This window comes from Bacteroides sp. 90-K9/2, assembly GCF_047310725.1.
In the GTDB taxonomy this organism is placed as follows: Bacteria; Bacteroidota; Bacteroidia; order Bacteroidales; family Bacteroidaceae; genus Bacteroides; species Bacteroides vicugnae.
Genome location: NZ_JBCGVL010000006.1, coordinates 106,098 through 126,077, shown reverse-complemented (window position 1 = coordinate 126,077; position 19,980 = coordinate 106,098). Strand labels below are relative to the sequence as shown.

The 19,980-nt window shown below is 38.9% G+C and carries 18 protein-coding genes and 1 tRNA gene; 9 read left to right on the top strand and 10 right to left on the bottom strand.

The window, feature by feature from the left end; translation table 11 throughout:
* Nucleotides 1–39: 39 nt before the first annotated feature.
* Nucleotides 40–123: transfer RNA gene (locus tag AAHJ11_RS15090), tRNA-Leu, on the top strand.
* Between the two features lie 339 nt (nt 124–462).
* On the opposite strand, the gene AAHJ11_RS15085 is transcribed toward AAHJ11_RS15090, so the two are convergent.
* From AAHJ11_RS15085 to AAHJ11_RS15040, 10 genes are all read right to left on the bottom strand, one after another.
* Entirely contained in the window at nt 463–1,209 is a 747-nt protein-coding gene (locus AAHJ11_RS15085; protein ID WP_320996300.1) for a hypothetical protein, read from the bottom strand.
* Between the two features lie 2 nt (nt 1,210–1,211).
* The gene (locus tag AAHJ11_RS15080) at nt 1,212–1,928 is read right to left on the bottom strand and encodes a hypothetical protein (protein ID WP_320996301.1); all 717 of its coding nucleotides are present in this window, start codon (nt 1,926–1,928) and stop codon (nt 1,212–1,214) included.
* Between the two features lie 128 nt (nt 1,929–2,056).
* A complete protein-coding gene (locus tag AAHJ11_RS15075) occupies nt 2,057–2,779 on the bottom strand; it encodes a hypothetical protein (RefSeq protein WP_320996302.1) in 723 nt (240 codons plus the stop codon).
* Between the two features lie 362 nt (nt 2,780–3,141).
* The gene (locus tag AAHJ11_RS15070) at nt 3,142–4,104 is read right to left on the bottom strand and encodes a hypothetical protein (protein WP_320996303.1); all 963 of its coding nucleotides are present in this window, start codon (nt 4,102–4,104) and stop codon (nt 3,142–3,144) included.
* Between the two features lie 51 nt (nt 4,105–4,155).
* A complete protein-coding gene (locus AAHJ11_RS15065; protein WP_320996304.1) occupies nt 4,156–4,623 on the bottom strand; it encodes a hypothetical protein in 468 nt (155 codons plus the stop codon).
* A complete protein-coding gene (locus AAHJ11_RS15060; protein WP_320996305.1) occupies nt 4,620–4,940 on the bottom strand; it encodes a helix-turn-helix domain-containing protein in 321 nt (106 codons plus the stop codon). Before AAHJ11_RS15060 ends, AAHJ11_RS15065 begins: the two co-directional genes overlap by 4 nt.
* A gap of 169 nt (nt 4,941–5,109) precedes the next feature.
* On the bottom strand, nt 5,110–5,988 hold the full coding sequence (locus AAHJ11_RS15055; protein ID WP_320996306.1) for a hypothetical protein: 879 nt from the start codon (nt 5,986–5,988) through the stop codon (nt 5,110–5,112).
* Between the two features lie 32 nt (nt 5,989–6,020).
* Nucleotides 6,021–7,415, bottom strand: a complete 1,395-nt coding sequence (locus AAHJ11_RS15050) for a site-specific integrase (protein ID WP_320996307.1) — start codon at nt 7,413–7,415, stop codon at nt 6,021–6,023.
* 575 nt (nt 7,416–7,990) lie between these two features.
* Nucleotides 7,991–8,761 carry a LytR/AlgR family response regulator transcription factor gene (locus tag AAHJ11_RS15045; protein ID WP_148365550.1) on the bottom strand — a complete coding sequence of 257 codons (771 nt, stop codon included), beginning with the start codon at nt 8,759–8,761 and terminating at the stop codon, nt 7,991–7,993.
* A 17-nt stretch (nt 8,762–8,778) separates the two neighbouring features.
* Nucleotides 8,779–10,521, bottom strand: coding sequence for a histidine kinase (locus AAHJ11_RS15040; protein WP_413579755.1), 1,743 nt, complete (start codon nt 10,519–10,521; stop codon nt 8,779–8,781).
* A gap of 293 nt (nt 10,522–10,814) precedes the next feature.
* Between AAHJ11_RS15040 and AAHJ11_RS15035 the strand changes: the two genes are divergently transcribed.
* The 8 genes from AAHJ11_RS15035 (at nt 10,815) to AAHJ11_RS15000 (ending at nt 19,955) form a co-directional block, all read left to right on the top strand.
* Nucleotides 10,815–11,924, top strand: a complete 1,110-nt coding sequence (locus AAHJ11_RS15035) for an efflux RND transporter periplasmic adaptor subunit (protein WP_370540853.1) — start codon at nt 10,815–10,817, stop codon at nt 11,922–11,924.
* 22 nt (nt 11,925–11,946) lie between these two features.
* Nucleotides 11,947–15,153, top strand: a complete 3,207-nt coding sequence (locus AAHJ11_RS15030; RefSeq protein WP_413579754.1) for an efflux RND transporter permease subunit — start codon at nt 11,947–11,949, stop codon at nt 15,151–15,153.
* Entirely contained in the window at nt 15,150–16,520 is a 1,371-nt protein-coding gene (locus AAHJ11_RS15025) for a TolC family protein (RefSeq protein ID WP_413579752.1), read from the top strand. Before AAHJ11_RS15030 ends, AAHJ11_RS15025 begins: the two co-directional genes overlap by 4 nt.
* Nucleotides 16,521–16,679: 159 nt before the next feature.
* On the top strand, nt 16,680–17,024 hold the full coding sequence (locus AAHJ11_RS15020; RefSeq protein ID WP_164727336.1) for a hypothetical protein: 345 nt from the start codon (nt 16,680–16,682) through the stop codon (nt 17,022–17,024).
* Between the two features lie 414 nt (nt 17,025–17,438).
* The gene (locus tag AAHJ11_RS15015; protein WP_320980386.1) at nt 17,439–17,687 is read left to right on the top strand and encodes a hypothetical protein; all 249 of its coding nucleotides are present in this window, start codon (nt 17,439–17,441) and stop codon (nt 17,685–17,687) included.
* 244 nt (nt 17,688–17,931) lie between these two features.
* On the top strand, nt 17,932–18,615 hold the full coding sequence (locus AAHJ11_RS15010) for an energy transducer TonB (protein WP_320975092.1): 684 nt from the start codon (nt 17,932–17,934) through the stop codon (nt 18,613–18,615).
* 107 nt (nt 18,616–18,722) lie between these two features.
* Complete coding sequence (locus tag AAHJ11_RS15005) at nt 18,723–19,346, top strand: hypothetical protein (RefSeq protein ID WP_148365545.1); 624 nt, start codon at nt 18,723–18,725, stop codon at nt 19,344–19,346.
* A 45-nt stretch (nt 19,347–19,391) separates the two neighbouring features.
* Nucleotides 19,392–19,955: a cob(I)yrinic acid a,c-diamide adenosyltransferase gene (locus AAHJ11_RS15000; RefSeq protein ID WP_148365544.1), complete on the top strand. Its 564-nt coding sequence runs from the start codon at nt 19,392–19,394 to the stop codon at nt 19,953–19,955.
* Nucleotides 19,956–19,980 lie beyond the last annotated feature (25 nt).

Sequence of the window (19,980 nt, the reverse complement as noted above, 5' to 3'; positions counted from 1 at the left end):
TGTCGTATCTTTGCACCGCAATTGAGAAATCAAGTATGCGCCCAGATGGCGGAATCGGTAGACGCGCTGGTCTCAAACACCAGTGGATTCACTTCCATCCCGGTTCGACCCCGGGTCTGGGTACGAAGAAACCTTCATAACGAGCTGAATATTAAGCTTTTATGGAGGTTTTGTCTTTTTCTGCTGAAACATTACTGAAACTTTTATGAGAAATAGCTGCTTGGAAGTATTTGGAAATCTATGTGAGTGAATTGAAGTACAAAATAGAAGCTATCCTATTATGATTGGCTGTTTAATACTTATTTGAGCTATAATATATTGGCATTTTAGCGACTTTCTCTATTCTGGTGACGCATTATATTCCTCATATATAAAATGGTCTAAAATAAGAGAAGGGGGGAGTAATATAAAGGGGAGGGGGATGAACTTCACTCCCCTTTGTATAAAATGCAGGTTTGTTTTTTATTTTTTCAGATTTTTATTTGCGTCAATAGGATATCTTAATAATAGTCCGTTATCTATATAAATAATATCAGAATCACTTTTTCTATAGGTTATTATTAATCCTTTATCTGTTTTTATAATATCACCTTTGGGGCTATTGAACACTTTTATTTTTCTGTATGTTTTTTCTATATCATCCTTTTCTTTTATTGTGATATCATGATTCGCATGTATTATAAAATATTCAATTTTGGGAATAGTGCTATGGTTGCTATTTTGTTCAGTAATAACCTCTTTGTATTTCACAGGGATGTATAAATGTGATTGCTCTTTTGTATTATCCTTTGAGTTAGGATCGTTTTTTTGTAACTCTAATGCATTTATTAATGTTAGGGTTTTTATAGGGTCGATTGCTGCTGTAAAAATGGTATGACCATTTAAAGTGTAGCCACAAGCTTTTATATCCTTATTTATAATAAAGAAATTCTTTTCATCTTGAGCATATAGATAATATTCACCTATAGTTCCCATCTGTTCATAATGTATCTTTAGTTTTTCGTTAAAATCATCATCTGTCACTATGATCTTATTTGGAAAAAAGGTAATATATACAAATTGATTATGAATAGTTTTAGGACTATTGTTATTCTCTGGGTACCAATTTACAGGTTGCGCTAATGCTAAACATTGAATTACTTCACCTCTTTTTGAATATTGTGCATGTGCTTCTATTGTAAATAGTAGTAATAATAAAACAGTTTTCATGATTAGAATCTATCTATGCTTTCCATACTTTTTATTATATCACTAGAGATACTGTATTTTAATGATTCGATATTGCTACTTATATTTCTGTAAATTTTATCTTTTAGTTCGTATTCGTCATATTCTTTTTTTATCTTTTCATACAATCGTCTACATTCTTTTTTTTCCTTTCTGGAGGAATTTGGGTTGTTAACGATTGTTGATAATCGCTCTAATTCGGAACTGTTTTCTTTAAACTTTGTGTTTATCCTTTTAGCTTCACTATAAAATGTCTCATTGATAATCCATGTCGAATTAGTGCTATGTAACATGTTTATATCTCTTAGAAACTCGGTCTCTTTTATCATCTTTTCAAGATCTTTACTGTTAAACCCAAATAGATTATGACCTGTGGGTTGTGGATGAACTTCTATTCTTAGAAAATTTATCTTATATTCGTTATCTCTACAATCAACTAAAAAAGTATATTTAATTTCTAGGTTAAGTACGTAGTTGAAGACGATTCCTTTACGTATCCCTTTTAGTATTGTTCTTCCTTGAATTTCACTTTGATAGTCAACTATATGGTTGGATTGCGAAATCCATTTATGAATAAGTTCCCAGTGAGTATTCTTGGATAGTTTATCTTTAATGATGCATATGTTTTCATCTCCTAGTATTTGTGAAAATACTGATGTTTGAAATAGTAGAAAAAGCAGTGCTAGAATATTTTTTTTCATGGCTTATTGATTTGTTATTAAGTATGTTAAAATTGATATGCAGATTACATATTGGATAATGTAAACCAATTGTTGTCTATAATTATAGAAAGGTAATCATCATACTTCTTTTATCGTTAAATATATTCCTAATTTCCTTCTTCCATTGGAGGAAGATTGAAAGAATTGTCTATATCATTGAAATAGTAATATTTCCCTTTTTCAAAAGGTGTTTTATCTAAATCTATGGTAGAAGTTTGTTTATTTCGGGTTATACGAAGAAATTTCACATTTCCTCGCAACTCACAAAAGAAAGCATAATATAGATCATCTATAGTTTTCAAATTGGTACTTTCTAATGAAGCTGTACCGCCACCACCTGAACAATATTCTATTTGCGTCTTATCACTTTTGTCAAACATCAACATAAAAGAATCATATTGTGCGTTTAATGTTATGTTTTCTGTGTTGTTTGTTATAGTGATGTTTTCCTTAAAAGCAAGGTATAGGGAATCTATGCAAGACATATAATAAACTGTAGAAGGATGAGAAGTACCTGTTACTTCATATTCTCCAGTTAATAGTTTGAAGGAATGTTTTTTATTCCAATTTCCTTTGATTGTAGCAATCGCTCCTGTTTCTTTGTTCGTAAATGTCAAATCAAAATTTTTAGGAGTTAACTGTTTAGTCTTAATGTACTTGTTATAGAAGTCTGTATAGGCAGTACTTCTAGCCCTAGTCATACTGCCTGATTCTGTGAAAGAGAAATCTAACGATACCTCAACTTCTTTGGACGGTTGCTCAATAGTGGACTCTTTACTGCATCCTATAAATACTAATGTGACAACGATTGTGAATAGAATCTTTTTCATAACTTTTCTTTTTATAGTTAAACATAAAGTAAATCAAATCAATACTTACCTCACGTCTAAACATAAAAAGAGCGTGAGTTGTACATTATTTGCTTTAAGAGGTACTACCACATACCCACCAATACAAATAAGCACCACCCACGCTTAAGCGTAGGCGTTTTGTGTGCCTATTGTCCTTGTATTGGTTTGAAAAGTGGTAGTTTTCTTAAAGCAAGTCCAATAGCAAAACGCTATGTTTCATAAATAGTAATTCAACACGACTGTTGTATACGATGCAAAAATATGAAAAGTTTTTGATAAAAGAATAAATATACTAGACATAGTTATATATTTAATATATAATATAATAATATGTGACCTGCCTATGTTCTTGAGTGGAATAAATTATTTGAAATTAATTCAGATAAATCCCACTCGCTTATTTCTGATTCGTTAAGTTTGGATGTAATACTACTTATCTGCCTTTTTCTTGCCTTTTTATCACTTTCAGATAATACATTATAAGTGTCTATTCTCTTATAAAGTTTCTTTTTAATTTCTTTTATCGAATATCCTTGATTAATGTAGCATTCAACACATTCTAACATTAAAATGTCAGCAGTTGAAATATCTTTCTTTTTTAGTGGTGACTTTATAGTTCTTAATGGATTTAATCTCTGATATTGAATTAACAAATTCTCATTCAAGGTTTTCGTCCATTGGGGATTAACAAGGTCGGCTAATTTAATAGCTTTGCCTTTATTAAGTGCTAGATGAGGCTTTGTATAATGTACTTCCCATTTGAGATAATATAAGGAAGGGTTCCAGCCCTCTTTTTTAATAATCTCTTTCATGGATAATCCTTGTTTGTGTATAATGTTTTTTCCAGCATCATACATTTTGAGTTTTACATATTTGTCTTTCCACCATCTAAAACTGCCTTTATCTTGGGGTTTTTCATATAAAATAAGTCTTTCTTGAGATCTTTCTCTATGATGCTGGATATACTCGCTTGGTTTAGTTGGTACTTCAAATATGATTCCATATTCAAATGCATTAACAGTTGCATCCCAGAAGTTGCAGTTGAGTATATTATTTAAGTACTTGATGGCTTCATTAAAAGACTTATTGCAAAAAATGAAATTATGACCTTGAAAGAAATATGGAATACTTCCTTTGATCCTCACTAGAGAAAGTTGTTGATTTATCCACACTTTTAAATGTGTGCATCCTTTTAGAACGTATTTTTCCCAACCTGAATTATAAGTTGCTTCGGGTTGTAAGTGTGCAAAATTAATTGTAACTTTGTTCTCAAGGTGCTTGGTTATATCTATATAATCAATCATTTTAATATCTTAAAAGAGTGGAGGCTGTGAAGCTCCCACTCTTTGTTTCTTTTAAATGGTTGTTGATAGATATTCCATAACCTCGTTTAAATTAGTAATCATTCCTGTAAAATAATAGATACGAATAGATTGCCAATCATCAGAAGTGTATAGTATGACCAAATCTCCTAAATCTGATTCTTTTGTAATTTTACCTTCATTATTACTAATGCCAATACTTCCATATCCAATAAAAAGGGGATATTCATCTATACTCCATATTTGAGTTCTTATTTTGTATGGTGCATTTTGTTTTAGAGGTGATTCTTCATTTTTTGTAAAACAGCCTAACATTTGTCCTGCGACTGGATGCAGAAGGTTTCGACCTTTTCTTGCGATTTTAGAAAGTTCTTCCTTGCTAATAGTTAATGTCTTAGGAAGATTTTTCATTCCTGAATGCCAAAGGTAGCTAGTTTTAGTTCCCTCTTTTTTAACATAAGTGGCTTCTTGGAGGATGCATTTAATAAATTGAACATTCATGCAATCCCTCCTTTCTGATCTCTAGCGCAGATATAATGCTGTTCCATGAATTTTTCTAAGTCGGCTCTCTTGACATAGATTTTTCTACCAAACTGGCTGAAAGGTATTCTTCGTTCATCACGATAAGTTTGCCATGTCTTAGGGCTGACTTTTAAGAGCTTTCTCGCTTCTGTAGAATCAATCCATTGGTTACCGACTTCATCTTGTTTCTTTTCTTTAATATAGTCTTTTAGCTCTATTAAAGTCGTGGTAACATTTTCCCATATCTCTTGTGGTAAAATGACCATTGTGGCTGATGGTTCATTGTATTTAATCATGAATAAGAATATAAACATCCCGAACAGAACGTACTGTCTTTGTTTTATTTCCTTGTTGCAAAAGTATTGCGTTATAATACAATGTAAACCAGAAAAATAGTTTCTTTATTTAGGTTTTACATTATCATGAAAACCTAGTTTTATAACCTGCTGAATATTAATAAATAGTTTAAACTTTAGAAAGAAACTTATTAGCTTGCTTTAGTTTAGATTTTATATATTGATATTTCTCTTGTGATGTTTTGTCTTTAAAATATGGCTCTAAAACATTAAAATATACGAGTAAGTCAACTATAAAGCATGATTTTTCAGTATTAGCCCATGTGTCATTGTATTCTTGTTTGATTTTAGGATTGAAATGGTCACCTTCATTGTTCAATATGTCATTCATAAAATCGATCTCATGTAAGAGTTTGGCTAATCTTTTTATCTCGATAGCGATTTCTCTTTCATTATCGGCATCTAACAATTCATAAGCTTCAATCATCTTTTTCTCAACTTCTACCAGCATATCTATTTCATTATCTTCTATAATATTTTTTTCTTCATTCCATTTAAGTTCATTACAATACAAATCTTTATTTTCTCGAAATAATTTTTTAAGTATTTGGTCAGATATATAATGGTTGTATTCTTTGTTTTTAGACTCTATTGTTGGATAACGTTTGGTTTTAATATTGACATTTTCTTCTCTAAAACATTTAGCCATGCGGATTGTATTAAGTCTATTTTTACTTTCTTTATAAGTTTTTCTATCTAATGCTTTAACTTCATTTCTCAATATTCTGTCTCTTTTATCAAAATCTTGTATTCCTATTAAGAAAGGGTATAAATCTTCGAAAATGACGACGTTGTACTTTTGAGCTAAGGTCTTTATATACTCAATACCTATTTTATCTTGCAATTCTTTTATGTAGTATTCAATTGTTGTTTTACCTATATCTGTGGTTGGAAAGAATTGCTTCAACTCGTCTTTAATAAGTGTTAATAAATTCAGACTTTGCATATTCTTTGTAATGATATAATTCTCTAAATATTTTGTTCTCATATTTTTATTGTGTTTAAAAAGGATAATAATTTTTATCTCTTGATTTGCTTGATGAGGCTATTTATTTCTTCGGAACTCATATTGTTAAGTAGCTTAATTAGCTCGTCTTTTGAGGAAGACTCTTCTTTCTGAAAAATGTGTTGTAATGCTCTATCGTTTTCAGCCGTATCAAAGCCTCCCATATACCCTTCTGTAACTTTCATTGAAGAATGAGCTAATAGGTCTTTCAGGTTGGCATTGTCAGTTCCTCTTTGTTTAGCTACTTTAGCAAATGAATGTCGACTAATGTGAAAGGATAGTTTTTTTTCAATCTCTGCCATCTTTGCAAGTTTCTTTAAATATTTATTGATTAGTGCATTTTTTGATGAAATTTGATTGAATAACTTTATTTTCAGCTCTGTAGGTAGTGTATCCTTTTCTTCCTGACTAATGGCTTTTGAATAAGGTTCGGAAGCATCTAATAAGGGAAAGATATAATCTGTCGCTTTTATTTCTTTTTGGTAATAATGGGAAAGTATATCTTTAGCCTGTTTTACTAATACCAAATCTCTATCTTTATGGTTTTTCCCCATTTGATAGTGAAGTCTGCCATCGCTAGTAATGTTACACCATCGTAATTGAATAAAATCTCCTGCTCGTATACCTGCGCAATAGAATGAGAAAAGAAAATAATTTCTGCAATGCCATAATAAAGTCCCTGCCTCTAAATCGAGATTTATTATTTTTTCGATTTCAGCCTCATCTAATTTGTCTTTTGTAGTACTTACTCCTTTGTATGAATATGATAAAAAAGGATTTTTTTCAGGTTTCATAAGTCCTTCTACCTCAATAGCTCTTTTTACTAATGTTTTAAATATATTGAAGTTGACTTGTATAGTGTTTGGATGAAGTTTTTTTTCATGTTCTCTCTCATTGTGCAAAGTGTGCATGTAGGCTTCAAACTTAGAAAGAAAAGCAGGGGTAAGTTCTGCAAAAGTTAGATCCTTTGCTTTTTTGCTTTTTAGAAATGATTCTAATTTGTTGCAGAAGCCGTTATATTTTTTCCAATTTCTATAACTTCCTGCATCGTATATCTCTTTTGTTCGTTGTTTAGCATATTGAAAGAATGATGACGTCCTTTCTCCTGCTACCATTTCAGCAGCAATTTTTTCAGTAGTTGCCAATCCATCTTCTTTTAATTCTTGATAGGTTTTTCTTGCCCTTTCTAATTCTTGAGCTAAGGTTGCATTCCAAGCTTCATAATTTGGCTCTCTTTGCCTTATCCAATTTCCTTGTTTGGCATCTTTGTTAAAGTCTGTTTTTCTACTGACTGAAATCGATGTTTTAATTCTTTTATGCTTTTTGTTTTGAGTGATACGCAATAAGACTGCATAGGTCTTATTTTTGCTGGCTCTGTTATTGAGCTCAAAATTGAATGTAACTGCCATATCTATATCATTTTAATATCTTGATAACAAAGATAGTAAAATTCTGTAATTACTGAAACCTTTACTGAAACTTTTTGGTGCTATTATTATATTTAGTTACATTTGTTATCCATATAAAGAAAGGTAAATGGTTGATTAATAGATGATTTTGTTTTAATAGAGTATAACTGAATGGAAATTAAGTAGTTCGGGTCTGGGTACTGAAGCGGAGAAAGTTGAAAAGCTCTCTCCGTTTTTCTTTTCTACTCCTCGTAACTCGTTGGTTTGCTGATAGATTAAATCTGGTACTTTGTTATAAGAATTGGTTCGATATTACGGGCTTTGATGTCACTTTCGTGGATAATCTGATAAAACAGGATGAAATGTACATCCCAGCATTAAAGAAAAAAGTGCCGGTATTTTATTATTATGATTAGTGGTTTTTCGGATTTTTCGTTAGAATTTCCGGATTATTACTTCTATAGGTTGTAGTTGTGTAGTGTGTTGTTGTACTATGTACTGCCAGTGTTTGCAGGGTGTCCTGATCTTTCGGTATGACACCCCAGCAAATCATTGATTATAGAGCTAGTCAGTCGTTATCTGTCCAGCCATTTCTTGAATGTGGCAGCTTTCTCCCGGCTTATCAGAATTTCCTCCTGCGGATATCCGTTCATTTCTACCTTTAATTTATAGTTGAACCAGTTGCTGACTTTCTTAATGTGTCCCACCTGTATCATATGCTGGCGGTTTGCACGGAAGAAAGAAGTAGGGTTCATTTCCTTTTCCAGTTGGTCCAATGTGGAAGGAATGGTGGCAGAGGTGCCATCCGTCAGATAAAGGCGGGTTATGTTCTGTTGAGAGTGGATGAAACAGACGTTTTGGACTTCGATAGTGATATATTCGTCTCTGCGGGATACCAGAAATCTTTCCCGATAATGAGGGGTGGGAATAGCCCCACTCAGGTATTCCAACAGCTGTTCCAGATTCGGGGCAGTGGTAGTAGGAGATGAGGGGGATATTCTTTCTATCGCTTTTTGTATAGCTGCTTCCAATTCATCCGAGTCGATAGGCTTCAGCAAATAGTCGATACTATTGAATTTAAATGCCTGTATAGCATACTGGTCATAGGCAGTGGTGAAAATGATGGGCGAGACTATCTCCACTTGACGGAAAATGTCGAAACTTAATCCATCCTGTAGGCGGATGTCGGAGAATATCAGGTCCGGCTGCTCCCGTTGGAGGAAATCTATGCTTTGGACAATACTTTTGGTGATGCCGGAAATTTCGTAATCAGGGTGCAGTGCACAGATGTAACGTTGCAGGCGTTCGGCACTGTGGTTTTCGTCTTCTATAATCAGAACTTTCATGGAATTTATCATTTCGTTTAAAGCGTTGAAAGGGTGACACGATAGATGTGTTCATCCTGATAGATTTCAGGGGCGGGAGCACCAGTGAGCTGATACCGCTCTTTGATATTTCGCAGCCCGATGTGGTGGGTGGAAGAGTTCGGAGTAAGAGGTTTGCAGTTGTTTTCCACTACCAATTTGTTCCCATCAGAATATACACGGATGAATAGCGGTGTTTCTTCCGACACTTGATTGTGCTTGATAGCATTCTCCAGTAACATCTGCAATACAATGGGAGGGATCTGTCTCTCGCGGATAGCGTCCTGAACTTGTACTTCTACCTGTATGGCATCCTCAAACCGTATTTTGAGTAGGAAGATATAAGCCTCCAGACTGGATAATTCATCGGTAACGGATGAAAGATTCTTATCTACATTAGCTACGATATGCCGGTAAACTTTGGAGAGACATTTGATGTAGATGGGAGCTGTGGCATCTCCCGTCTCTACCAGGTCGAGCAGGATGCTGAGATTATTGAATATAAAATGCGGGTCTATCTGCATCTTCAGTGCGTCAAGGCGTGATTGCTGACGTTTCAGTTGTAGGTTTTTTTTCTTCTTTTGCAGAATGATGGAGATAGACATTAGAATGAGGATGACGGTAAAAGCAATGACAATAATCCGGCAATAGAAGACCCAGTACCGGTAGTATTCTGCCTCTGCGACTTCGGAGTCACGGATCGTTTTTCGAAGTTTATCCACATTCTCTATTTGAGCAAGGTCCTCGTTATAAGCGATGCTGTCTATCTGTGCTTGATAGTGCGTCAGTCTTTCCAAGCAGTCTGATACACCATTGAGAGAACCGGTACGTATATTCAGATCTGTCAACTGGCGATAGGTTTTCAGGCAGATAAAGGGGTTATTACTCTGACTGCTTCGGTTTAGGTAAAAACGAGCGGAATCGATTTGTTGAAGATCGGAATGTATCTTGCCGAGCAGATAGTCGACCGAGTCCTGATATAAATGCGGGATTTGCAGAGCATAGATACGAGCGGAGTCGGACATGTGCTTGTCGGCATATTTTTCGCTAAGGAGGAATAATAACCGGGCTTGCAAGGAGCCGGAGTAGCCTTTCATAGAAGCTGTTTTGAGCAGAGGAATACTCTCATCGCCATCATTTGTCCGGGCGTAATAGTGGGTGAGTTCAGAGTAGGCTTCGGCAATGAGAGAGGGATTGTTTAGTTCCCTGGCTAGAGAGAGGGCGGCGAGTTTGGCCTCTTTCTCTTTTTTCATCATGTGCTTAGTGTGGTAAACCTGCCCTTTGAAGTTGTTGAGGTAGAAGTTTAGTTCGCGAAGATCGTACACATCGTTGTTGTATTGTGTGCAGAGGGTGAAATATTCTACGGCTTCGAGCAGGAAATTAGAGTGGCGGGCTATCTCGCCCCGGTAGTAATATATTTCCGTCAGGTGTAATGAGTCCGCTTTATATTTGAAGTAAGGACTGACGATGTTAAGTAGCGAATCCGGCACAAGATATTCCTGTATGCCGATGAGAGCACCGGCTTTTACTAAATCGCACATCATGTAGTTCCTTTCGCTCAAGAAAGTACGGTTTATCTGTTCCACATCTTCCAGTGCTTTTCGTGGATTCACTTCAATGAGTCCGTTGGCATACTCCAGACGGCTGCGTGCGGAGCGGTTCACACGATAGAGGTAGTAAGCGGAAAAGCTTACCACAAGCAGGAATATTGCGGCTGTGAGATAAATACGTTTTCTTATCATAACTGCGTAATCAAGTCTGAAATGCAAGTCTATTTATTAGGATGGACTCTTATCTTTGTTTGGGCAAAAGTAGTAAATAATACCAAATAGCATTACATCTTCATCACAACTTTATATGAAGAGGATAGGTCTTTGGCTTCATTCATTCCGTTTCACCACTTATCTCTGCGGTTTCGTCCCCCAAAAATCCGGCTTTGACCAGAATTACATTGCGGGAGCGGGCGCTGACACCTACTTTTGCACCGCTCTTGTGAGAACTAATCAATCACTATAATACATTGAATTTTATGAAAATGGAAACAAACAAAATGTGGCAAATCTTCATGCTGACAACACTCCTTACTCTTGCCGGATGCAAGAACGGAGGAGGAGAATATTCGCAGTCTGTATCGGAATATGCGACGATGCAGGTGGCACCAGTCAATAAAACTCTTTCTACCCAATACCCGGCGGCTATCCAGGGTAAGCAGGATATTGCTATCTTTCCGCAGGTGACGGGAACCATCACCCGATTGTGTGTAAACGAGGGACAGGCGGTGAAACGTGGACAAGTGCTTTTCATCATCGACCAGGTTCCCTATCAGGCAGCTTTGGCCACAGCCCGGGCGAATATGGAAGCAGCCGATGCTACATTGGCTACGGCACAACTGACTTACGATAGCAAGAAAGAACTCTTTGCTCAAAACGTCATTTCGGCTTATGAATTGAAAACGGCCGAGAATAATCTGTTGATGGCGAAAGCCGGACGCGCACAAGCCAAAGCGCAGGAGCTGAGTGCTGCCAATGACCTTTCCTACACCGAAGTGAAAAGTCCCTCGGATGGAGTGATCGGTACACTTCCCTATCGCGTTGGTACACTTGTTAGTGCCGGAATGGCACAGCCACTAACTACTGTATCAGACAACTCGGACATGTATGTTTACTTCTCAATGACGGAAAATCAACTCTTAGGACTCATTCGCCAATATGGTTCTAAAGAGAAGGCTTTGCAGTCGATGCCTGCTATCGAACTGGTGCTGAATGACCGGACTACCTACGAGGAAAAAGGTACCATAGCAACTATCAGCGGAGTAGTGGATGCTTCGACAGGAACCGTCAGTGTACGGGCAGCATTCCCCAACAAGAACGGACTGCTGCATAGTGGAAGCTCGGGAAATGTGGTGGTGCCGGCGGTCTACAAAGACGGTATCATTATCCCTCGTGCAGCAACATACGAAGTGCAGGACAAGGTCTTTGTCTATAAGGTAGTGGATGGCAAAACGCATTCTACCCAAATAAGTGTGGAGCGTGTGGACGGTGGACAGGATTACATCGTGACGAACGGACTTGCCGTAGGGGATGAAATCGTGACAGAAGGTGTCGGACTACTACAGGATGGAATGCCGATAACAAAGAAGAAGTAACTAACTCAAAATTGAAAAAACAATGAACTTACGAATATTTATAGAACGCCCCGTGCTCTCCGCCGTCCTTTCCATTGTGATTGTAGTGGTGGGGATTATCGGGTTATTCACCCTACCCGTGGAGCAATATCCTGATATTGCCCCGCCTACTGTTCAGGTGTACACTGCATACGACGGTGCCAGTGCTGAAACGGTGCAGAAGAGTGTCATCGCTCCGTTGGAGGAAGCCATCAATGGTGTGGAAGACATGACTTATATGACTTCCAGTGCTTCCAATGCCGGTTCAGCCGAAATAACCATTTACTTTAAGCAAGGTACCGATCCGGACATGGCCGCTGTCAATGTACAGAACCGTGTGTCGAAAGCTGCCGGACAACTTCCTGCGGAAGTGACCCGTGTGGGTGTCAGTGTCAACAAGCGACAGAACGGTATGCTCCAGATATTTACCTTGCATAGTCCCGATAGCTCATTAGACGAGAACTTTCTCTCGAACTATATCAATATTAACTTGAAACCTGCCATCTTGCGTATTTCCGGAGTGGGAGATGTGCAGGTGATGGGTGGTGTCTATTCCATGCGCGTATGGCTTAAACCTGACGTCATGGCACAGTACAAGCTGATTCCTTCCGACGTGACTGCTGCACTGGCCTCACAAAACATTGAAGCTGCAACAGGCTCCATTGGTGAGAATTCCAAGGAAGCTAAAGCGTATACCATGAAATACCGAGGTCGATTGATGACTCCCGAAGAATTTGGAGAGATCGTGATCCGCAGCACTAAGAATGGTGAGGTACTTCGTTTAAAAGAGATTGCCAACATCAGTCTCGGACAAGAATCGTATTCTTATCAAGGTAGTTTCAATGGTAAACCCGGTGTGTCATGTATGGTTTATCAGACTGCCGGTTCTAATGCCACAGAGATTAATCGTGAGATTGACGCTTTTCTGGCAGACGCTTCCAAACGTCTTCCCAAAGGGGCGGAAATAACCCAGCTGATGAGTACCAACGAATTTCTCTTCGCCTCTATCCATGAGGTATTGAAGACACTGATTGAAGCGATTCTGCTGGTAATCCTTGTGGTATATGTTTTCTTACAGGATATTCGTTCTACACTGATTCCGCTGGTGGGTATTTTTGTTTCTCTTATCGGAACTTTCGCTTTCATGGCGTTGGTAGGATTCAGTATCAATTTGATTACGCTTTTCGCATTAGTGCTGGTCATCGGTACAGTGGTGGATGATGCCATTATTGTGGTCGAGGCAGTGCAATCCAAGTTCGATTCCGGCTACCGTTCGCCCTATATGGCCAGTGTGGATGCAATGAAAGGACTGTCGGGTGCTATCGTTACCACTTCACTGGTGTTTATGGCGGTATTTATTCCGGTGTCTTTCATGAGTGGGACTTCGGGTACATTCTATACGCAGTTCGGTCTGACAATGGCTGTGGCGGTAGGTATATCTACCATCAATGCATTGACACTAAGTCCTGCCCTCTGCGCCTTGATTCTGCGTCCCTATACCAATGAGGACGGCACACAGAAGCAAAACTTCGCAGCCCGTTTCCGCCGTGCGTTCAACACTGCGTTCGAATCATTGTCAGAGCGGTATAAAAAAGGAGTTCTCTTCTTTATCCGTCGCAAATGGTTGACGGGCGCCTTTGTTGCCGGGACAGTCGTAATCCTTGCCCTGCTGATGAACAGCACCAAAACAGGCCTTGTGCCCGATGAAGATCAGGGACTGGTGTTTGTTGCCGTATCCACTGCGCCGGGTAACTCGCTCTATGCTACCGATGGCATAATGAACCGTGTAGAAGAACGTATTCAGCAAATCCCACAGGTGAAACAGGTACTCAAAGTGACCGGTTGGTCAATGGGTGGTGCGGGTAATTCTTCCGGTATTTTCTTTGTTCGCCTTACTTCGTGGGATGAACGACCGGAGGAAGAAGATCACGTGCAGGCAGTAATCGGACAGATTTATGCCCGTACCGGAGATATCAAGGATGCCACAGTTTTTGCCATGGCTCCGGGTATGATACCTGGTTATGATATGGGTAATGCGCTCGATATCCAAATGCAGGACAAGGCTGGAGGTGATCTCACAGAGTTTTTCAGCATCACTCGCCAGTTTATCGACTCGTTGAATCAGCGGCCTGAACTGGCAATGGCTTTTTCATCTTTCGAAATCAACTATCCCCAGTGGCAGGTCGATGTGGATGCTGCTAAGTGTCTGCGTGCCGGAATCATGCCTGATGAGGTGCTTTCTACCTTGGGGGGATATTATGGAGGTAGCTATGTCAGCAACTTTAACCGCTTTTCGCGCGTCTATCGTGTGATGGTGCAAGCTGATCCGAATTATCGTCTGGATGAGGCTTCGCTCAACCGTCATTTTGTTCGCTTGAGCAATGGGGAGATGGCACCGTTGAGTCAGTTCGTCACACTGACCAAAGTATATGGAGCCGAGAGCCTGAACCGTTTTAATATGTATAACTCCATTGCACTCAATGCCATGCCTGCCGAAGGGTACAGTTCGGGTGAAGCCATCCGTGCCGTACAGGAAACTGCTGCCCGTGTGCTTCCCGCCAACTATGATTTCGATTTTGGCGGACTGGCGCGAGAGGAGAGCAATCAGAGTAATACCACCATCGTGATTTTTGCTATCTGCCTATTGATGGTTTATCTGCTATTGAGTGCGCTTTATGAGAGTTTCTTCGTTCCGTTTGCCGTCCTGCTTAGTGTTCCGGCCGGATTGATGGGTAGCTTCCTCTTTGCCAAATTGCTTGGATTGGAGAATAATATCTATCTGCAAACAGGACTTATCATGCTTATCGGTCTGTTGGCAAAAACTGCTATTCTTCTCACCGAATATGCTACCGAGCGCCGTCGTGCCGGTATGAGTCTGACGTCTGCTGCGCTTATTGCTGCTAAAGATCGTTTGCGTCCTATTCTTATGACGGCACTGACGATGATTTTCGGTATGGTACCTTTGATGTTAGCATCTGGCGTAGGAGCCAACGGAAACAGTTCACTCGGTACGGGTGTGGTAGGCGGTATGCTGGTGGGTACATTGGCACTGTTATTCATTGTGCCGGCTATGTTTATTGTCTTCCAGGCAATACAGGAGAAAGTGCGACCGATTCAGTTTGATGCCACTGTTGCCGACTGGCAGATAAAGGAAGAGGTGGAGAAAGCCGATGAAGAAAGAAAACAATATTTGGAGAATAAGAAGAAATGAAAAGAAATATCATCACCCTTGCCATAACGACGCTCATGCTGAGTAGTTGCGGCATCTATACAAAATATCAACCGGCAACGACCGTCCCCGAAGATCTTTTTGGGGCGGCGGAAACGGTTTCTGATACAATTCATAATATTGCCAAGTTGAATTGGCGTCAATTGTTCGTCGATCCTCATCTGCAATCCCTCATTGAGCAGGGGTTGCGGAATAACACCGATCTACAGTCCGCTCACTGGCGAGTGGAAGAAGCCCGTGCTTCACTTAGTGCGGCCTGCCTGGCTTATCTGCCCTCATTCGCTTTTTCACCGCAGGGCACTGTGAGCAGTTTCGATAAGGGGAAAGCTGGACAGAGCTATTCCCTGCCTATTACTTCCTCTTGGGAAATTGATATCTTCGGTCGGCTGACGAATGCCAACCGTCGTGCTAAAGCTCTTTATATTCAAAGTCAGGAATATGAACTCGCTGTTAAGACACAATTGATAGCCAATCTAGCGAATACCTATTATACACTTTTAATGCTGGATGCTCAATTGGCCATCTCCGAGGAAACAGAAGTAAAATGGAAAGAAAGTGTACGCGTTATGCAAGCTTTGAAGAATGCCGGTCAAGGTAACGAAGCAGGTTTGGCACAAACCGAAGCTACCTACTATTCCATCTGTACCACTGTTTTGGATCTAAAGGAACAAATCAGGCAGGCGGAAAACAGTCTTTGCCTGATGCTGGGAGAAACTCCGCAATTTATCCGTCGTGGCACACTGGACGGACAGGTTTTGCCACAGGATTTATCCGTAGGTATCCCTTTACAACTTCTTGCTAATCGTCCTGATGTCAGATCATCAGAATTGGCTTTGGCGCAAGCCTTTTACACGACTAATGAGGCACGCTCTGCCTTTTATCCATCCATCACCCTCAGCGGTTCTGCCGGGTGGACAAATGGAGTAGGTGAGGTGGTTATGAATCCGGGTAAGTTGTTGCTGTCAGCTGTTGGCTCCCTTACGCAGCCCTTATTTAATAAGGGGCAGAATATAGCCCGTCTAAAAATAGCTAAAGCGCAACAGGAAGAAGCGAAGTTGTCTTTCACGCAAACCCTACTCAATGCCGGTGCTGAAGTGAACAACGCTTTGAAGCAAAATCAAACGGCCCGGGATAAATCCGATCTTTACCGGCGCCAGATCTCTTCTCTACAAACGGCTGTTACCAGCACACAGCTGCTTATGCAACATGGAAATTCCACTTATCTTGAAGTCCTCACCGCCCAGCAAACTCTACTGACAGCACAGTTGACACAGGTGAGTAACCGGTTTCAGGAGATACAAGGAATAATCAATCTGTATCAAGCACTAGGAGGAGGTAGGGAAGAGTAATGGAAATAATTGAATGACACTCATATCCGGCTGAATATTTATAATGTGGAGAAACAATAAATAATGTAAAAAAGCAGATTTTCTTTTCATCGTAGAATTAACTTTCAAGCTTTAGTGAGGTCTAACATACATTACTCACTTAATATGATATTTAGAATTATGAGAAAGCAAATTTTAGGTTTGGCAGTTGCACTATTGATTGGCTCAACTGTATGTATGGCTCAAAATCGTCAGAAAGGAAAAGCTGATAGAGAGAAACGCATAGAACAAATGGTTACTGATTTGGGACTGAATGAAAAGCAGGCCAAAGATTTTAAAGCTGCAATGGAAGAGATGAGACCTGCAAAAAATAAATCGGATGAAAAACCTTCACGAGAAGAAATGCAAAAGAAAAAGAAGGAAGTCGATGCTAAAATAAAAAGCATTCTGACCGATGAACAATATAAGAAGTATCAGGATATGCGTAAGAAGGATAACGCGAAGAAAAAGAAAAAAGCAAAATAAGTACTGTGAATTTAAGCTAAACCTATCATATGGATGATTATAAAAGATTGTCTGTTATGAGGCTATGTTTATTTCCTGTTCTTTCATAAATATTTATTTAATCTACATTTTAGTTTTCGTTCTACTAAAGTTGGATGTATGTTCTCCATTTAAGGTGAAAACATATATTCAACTTAGGTGGAGCGATTTTTTATGAGATAATGAAGAATATGAAGTTAAAGAGGAACTACAAGCAAAAAAGTAGCGGTAGTTATATCTATCTAATTGTGGGCTATTTTTTTATAATTAATGCATATTGAGAAATGCTTTGTCAACACATATATCTTCTATAAAAGCATGAGATAGATAAAGCCTGCCAGTTTGGTAAGTCAAGATTGATAATCAAATTCGGAGATATTACTTCGGCAGTGACGGATGTTATTGTTAGTGCTGACGACGCTTATCTTTCAATGGGTGGAGGAGTTTCTGCATCTATCCTATGCAATTACGATAGACTGGTCTCAAAAGGACGAATTTACAGTAGAGAAATCCATTAACAGTATTATTAAAAAGAGCTTGAATGTATTGTCCGTTCTGGGATTGAAGAGCATTGCTTTTCCTGTAATAGCTACCAGAACTGCGCGATACAGCCTCATCGAACATACTTGCTTCAGAATACCATAAAAGCAACCCTGCTGGACTTCAATGTATTTGTCCGAATCCTGATAACCTCAAATGAATTATTCATAAATTTTATCCAAAAGAAGAGAAAAGAATAAAATAAACAAGAGACGTCGTAACAACCTATCCATAAAAAGATTATATTTATTGCAGCGAGAGAGCACTTTAAGTAATGCTTAAGAGGAAAAACGAAAAGTAGTATATATACTATATATTTTCTATTATTAATTACTTAAACACATTTTTTATGGAAGCCAAGAAATCAAAAAAGGCTGCAATTGAGAATCAACGGGGTTCTTGGTTGTTGATGGGTTTGGTTGTTGCGCTAGCCTTCATGTTCGTTTCGTTCGAATGGACACAACATGATGTCAGAGTTGCAGCACTATCACCAGATGATGAATCCATCTTTGTAACAGAGCTAGTTCCAATCACATTCCCAGACGAGAAACTGGAACCGCCTCCTCCTCCCGAAACTAAGGTAACAGAATTGTTCGAAATAGTGGAAAACAATATGGAGGTGACGGATGACGTTTCTACAGTGTCAGAGGATATGAATGCAGTTCGTGACGTTATTTGGATACCCCCAGTGGTAGAAACAGAAACGGTAGTTGAAGACATTATTCACGTAAGTGTTGAAGTCATGCCGGAGTTTATTGGAGGTACAGCTGCTTTAATGAAATATTTAAGTAGTAATATCAAATATCCAACGATTTCGCAGGAAACAGGTTCACAAGGAAAAGTCATTGTTCAGTTTGTTGTAGACAAAGACGGAACGATTTCCAATCCTGAAGTTGTGCGAGGGGTTGATCCTTATTTGGATAAAGAAGCTATCCGCGTGATAAGTTCTATGCCGAAATGGACTCCCGGAGTGCAAAATGGTAAGAAAGTTCGAGTGAAATTTACTGTACCGGTATCATTCAGACTACAGTAGTAACTTGGAATAAATGAGTATGAGGGTCGGTTCTTGATGGGAACCGACCCTTTTTCAATAAAAAAATATATCTTTGTCGGGAGAATAAAAATACGAATGATTGTTTTATGAATCTTCTACTCTGTATAAAAAGACCTTTTATCTGGCTTTCCCGCTTTCGTTATCGTTGCGGATATGGCGTACATTCCCCTTTTGCTTTTAGTCTGATTACCGATGTGATTTATGAGAAGATGCCTTACTATGCCTATTCTTCTTTGAAAAAAGAACAGCAAAAGATGATGAGAGAGCGTGGGTGGACGAAAGGTTCTCAAAAAGTGAACCGTTTCCTGTTCCGGTTGGTGAACAGAGTACAGCCTGATACAATCATAGAAGTTGGGCGTCCGTCCTCTACAACCCTCTACTTACAATCCGCTAAACCGTCGGCTTCCTACCTTTTTGCATCCGATTTGTCGGAACTGTTTCTGGATGCAGACACTTCAGTCGACTTTCTGTATCTGAATGATTACCGGAATCCCGACTTACTGGAAGAAGTCTTCCGGATCTGCGCACATCGCACTACTCCTAAAAGTGTATTTGTTGTTCATGGCATTTGTTATTCCAAAGAGATGAAAACACTTTGGAAAAAGCTGCAGACCGATGAAAGAGTAGGCATCACTTTTGACCTCTACGACCTCGGTTTATTATTTTTTGATAAAACGAAGATAAAACAGCAGTATATTGTCAACTTCTAAGAACCTTTGTACGTTTACCTTATAGTAACTGTAAAAAAGAAGATCATGAAAAAGAGCCTTGTATATACAAAGACCGGAGATAAAGGAACTACCAGTCTTGTTGGTGGAAGCCGCGTCCCGAAGACCCATATCCGTTTGGAAGCTTACGGAACTGTAGATGAATTAAATTCTCATCTGGGATGGTTGAACACCTATCTGCAGGATGAATCAGACCGTGGTTTCATCTTAAGTATCCAGCATAAGCTATTTGCTATCGGTTCACACCTCGCCACCGATCAGGAGAAAACACAGCTGAAACCTGCTAGCATCATAACTCCCGAAAACGTGGAGAATATTGAGCGGGAGATTGATAAGCTGGACGAACAACTTCCGGAGCTTTGTGCTTTTATTATTCCCGGAGGAAGTCGTGGAGCAGCTGTTTGTCATGTTTGCCGTACTATTTGCCGGAGAGCCGAAAGACGTATTCTGGCTTTGTCCGAAACTTGTACAATTTCTCCTGAAGTATTAGCATTTGTCAACAGATTATCAGATTATTTGTTTGTATTATCCCGAAAAATTAATTTTGATGAACAAAATAATGAAATATTTTGGGATAATAGTTGGAAATGATAGATTTTGTTATACTTTTGCCGAA

What these genes read in the sequence shown, in the direction of transcription:
- AAHJ11_RS15000 (WP_148365544.1), top strand. Translation starts at nt 19,392, where the DNA reads ATGAAAAAGAGCCTTGTATATACAAAGACCGGAGATAAAGGAACTACC.
- AAHJ11_RS15050 (WP_320996307.1), bottom strand. Translation starts at nt 7,415, where the DNA reads ATGGCAGTTACATTCAATTTTGAGCTCAATAACAGAGCCAGCAAAAAT.
- AAHJ11_RS15060 (WP_320996305.1), bottom strand. Translation starts at nt 4,940, where the DNA reads ATGATTAAATACAATGAACCATCAGCCACAATGGTCATTTTACCACAA.
- AAHJ11_RS15080 (WP_320996301.1), bottom strand. Translation starts at nt 1,928, where the DNA reads ATGAAAAAAAATATTCTAGCACTGCTTTTTCTACTATTTCAAACATCA.
- AAHJ11_RS15035 (WP_370540853.1), top strand. Translation starts at nt 10,815, where the DNA reads ATGGAAACAAACAAAATGTGGCAAATCTTCATGCTGACAACACTCCTT.
- AAHJ11_RS15085 (WP_320996300.1), bottom strand. Translation starts at nt 1,209, where the DNA reads ATGAAAACTGTTTTATTATTACTACTATTTACAATAGAAGCACATGCA.
- AAHJ11_RS15045 (WP_148365550.1), bottom strand. Translation starts at nt 8,761, where the DNA reads ATGAAAGTTCTGATTATAGAAGACGAAAACCACAGTGCCGAACGCCTG.
- AAHJ11_RS15075 (WP_320996302.1), bottom strand. Translation starts at nt 2,779, where the DNA reads ATGAAAAAGATTCTATTCACAATCGTTGTCACATTAGTATTTATAGGA.
- AAHJ11_RS15015 (WP_320980386.1), top strand. Translation starts at nt 17,439, where the DNA reads ATGTTATTGTTAGTGCTGACGACGCTTATCTTTCAATGGGTGGAGGAG.
- AAHJ11_RS15025 (WP_413579752.1), top strand. Translation starts at nt 15,150, where the DNA reads ATGAAAAGAAATATCATCACCCTTGCCATAACGACGCTCATGCTGAGT.
- AAHJ11_RS15005 (WP_148365545.1), top strand. Translation starts at nt 18,723, where the DNA reads ATGAATCTTCTACTCTGTATAAAAAGACCTTTTATCTGGCTTTCCCGC.
- AAHJ11_RS15065 (WP_320996304.1), bottom strand. Translation starts at nt 4,623, where the DNA reads ATGAATGTTCAATTTATTAAATGCATCCTCCAAGAAGCCACTTATGTT.
- AAHJ11_RS15020 (WP_164727336.1), top strand. Translation starts at nt 16,680, where the DNA reads ATGAGAAAGCAAATTTTAGGTTTGGCAGTTGCACTATTGATTGGCTCA.
- AAHJ11_RS15030 (WP_413579754.1), top strand. Translation starts at nt 11,947, where the DNA reads ATGAACTTACGAATATTTATAGAACGCCCCGTGCTCTCCGCCGTCCTT.
- AAHJ11_RS15070 (WP_320996303.1), bottom strand. Translation starts at nt 4,104, where the DNA reads ATGATTGATTATATAGATATAACCAAGCACCTTGAGAACAAAGTTACA.
- AAHJ11_RS15055 (WP_320996306.1), bottom strand. Translation starts at nt 5,988, where the DNA reads ATGAGAACAAAATATTTAGAGAATTATATCATTACAAAGAATATGCAA.
- AAHJ11_RS15010 (WP_320975092.1), top strand. Translation starts at nt 17,932, where the DNA reads ATGGAAGCCAAGAAATCAAAAAAGGCTGCAATTGAGAATCAACGGGGT.
- AAHJ11_RS15040 (WP_413579755.1), bottom strand. Translation starts at nt 10,521, where the DNA reads ATGATAAGAAAACGTATTTATCTCACAGCCGCAATATTCCTGCTTGTG.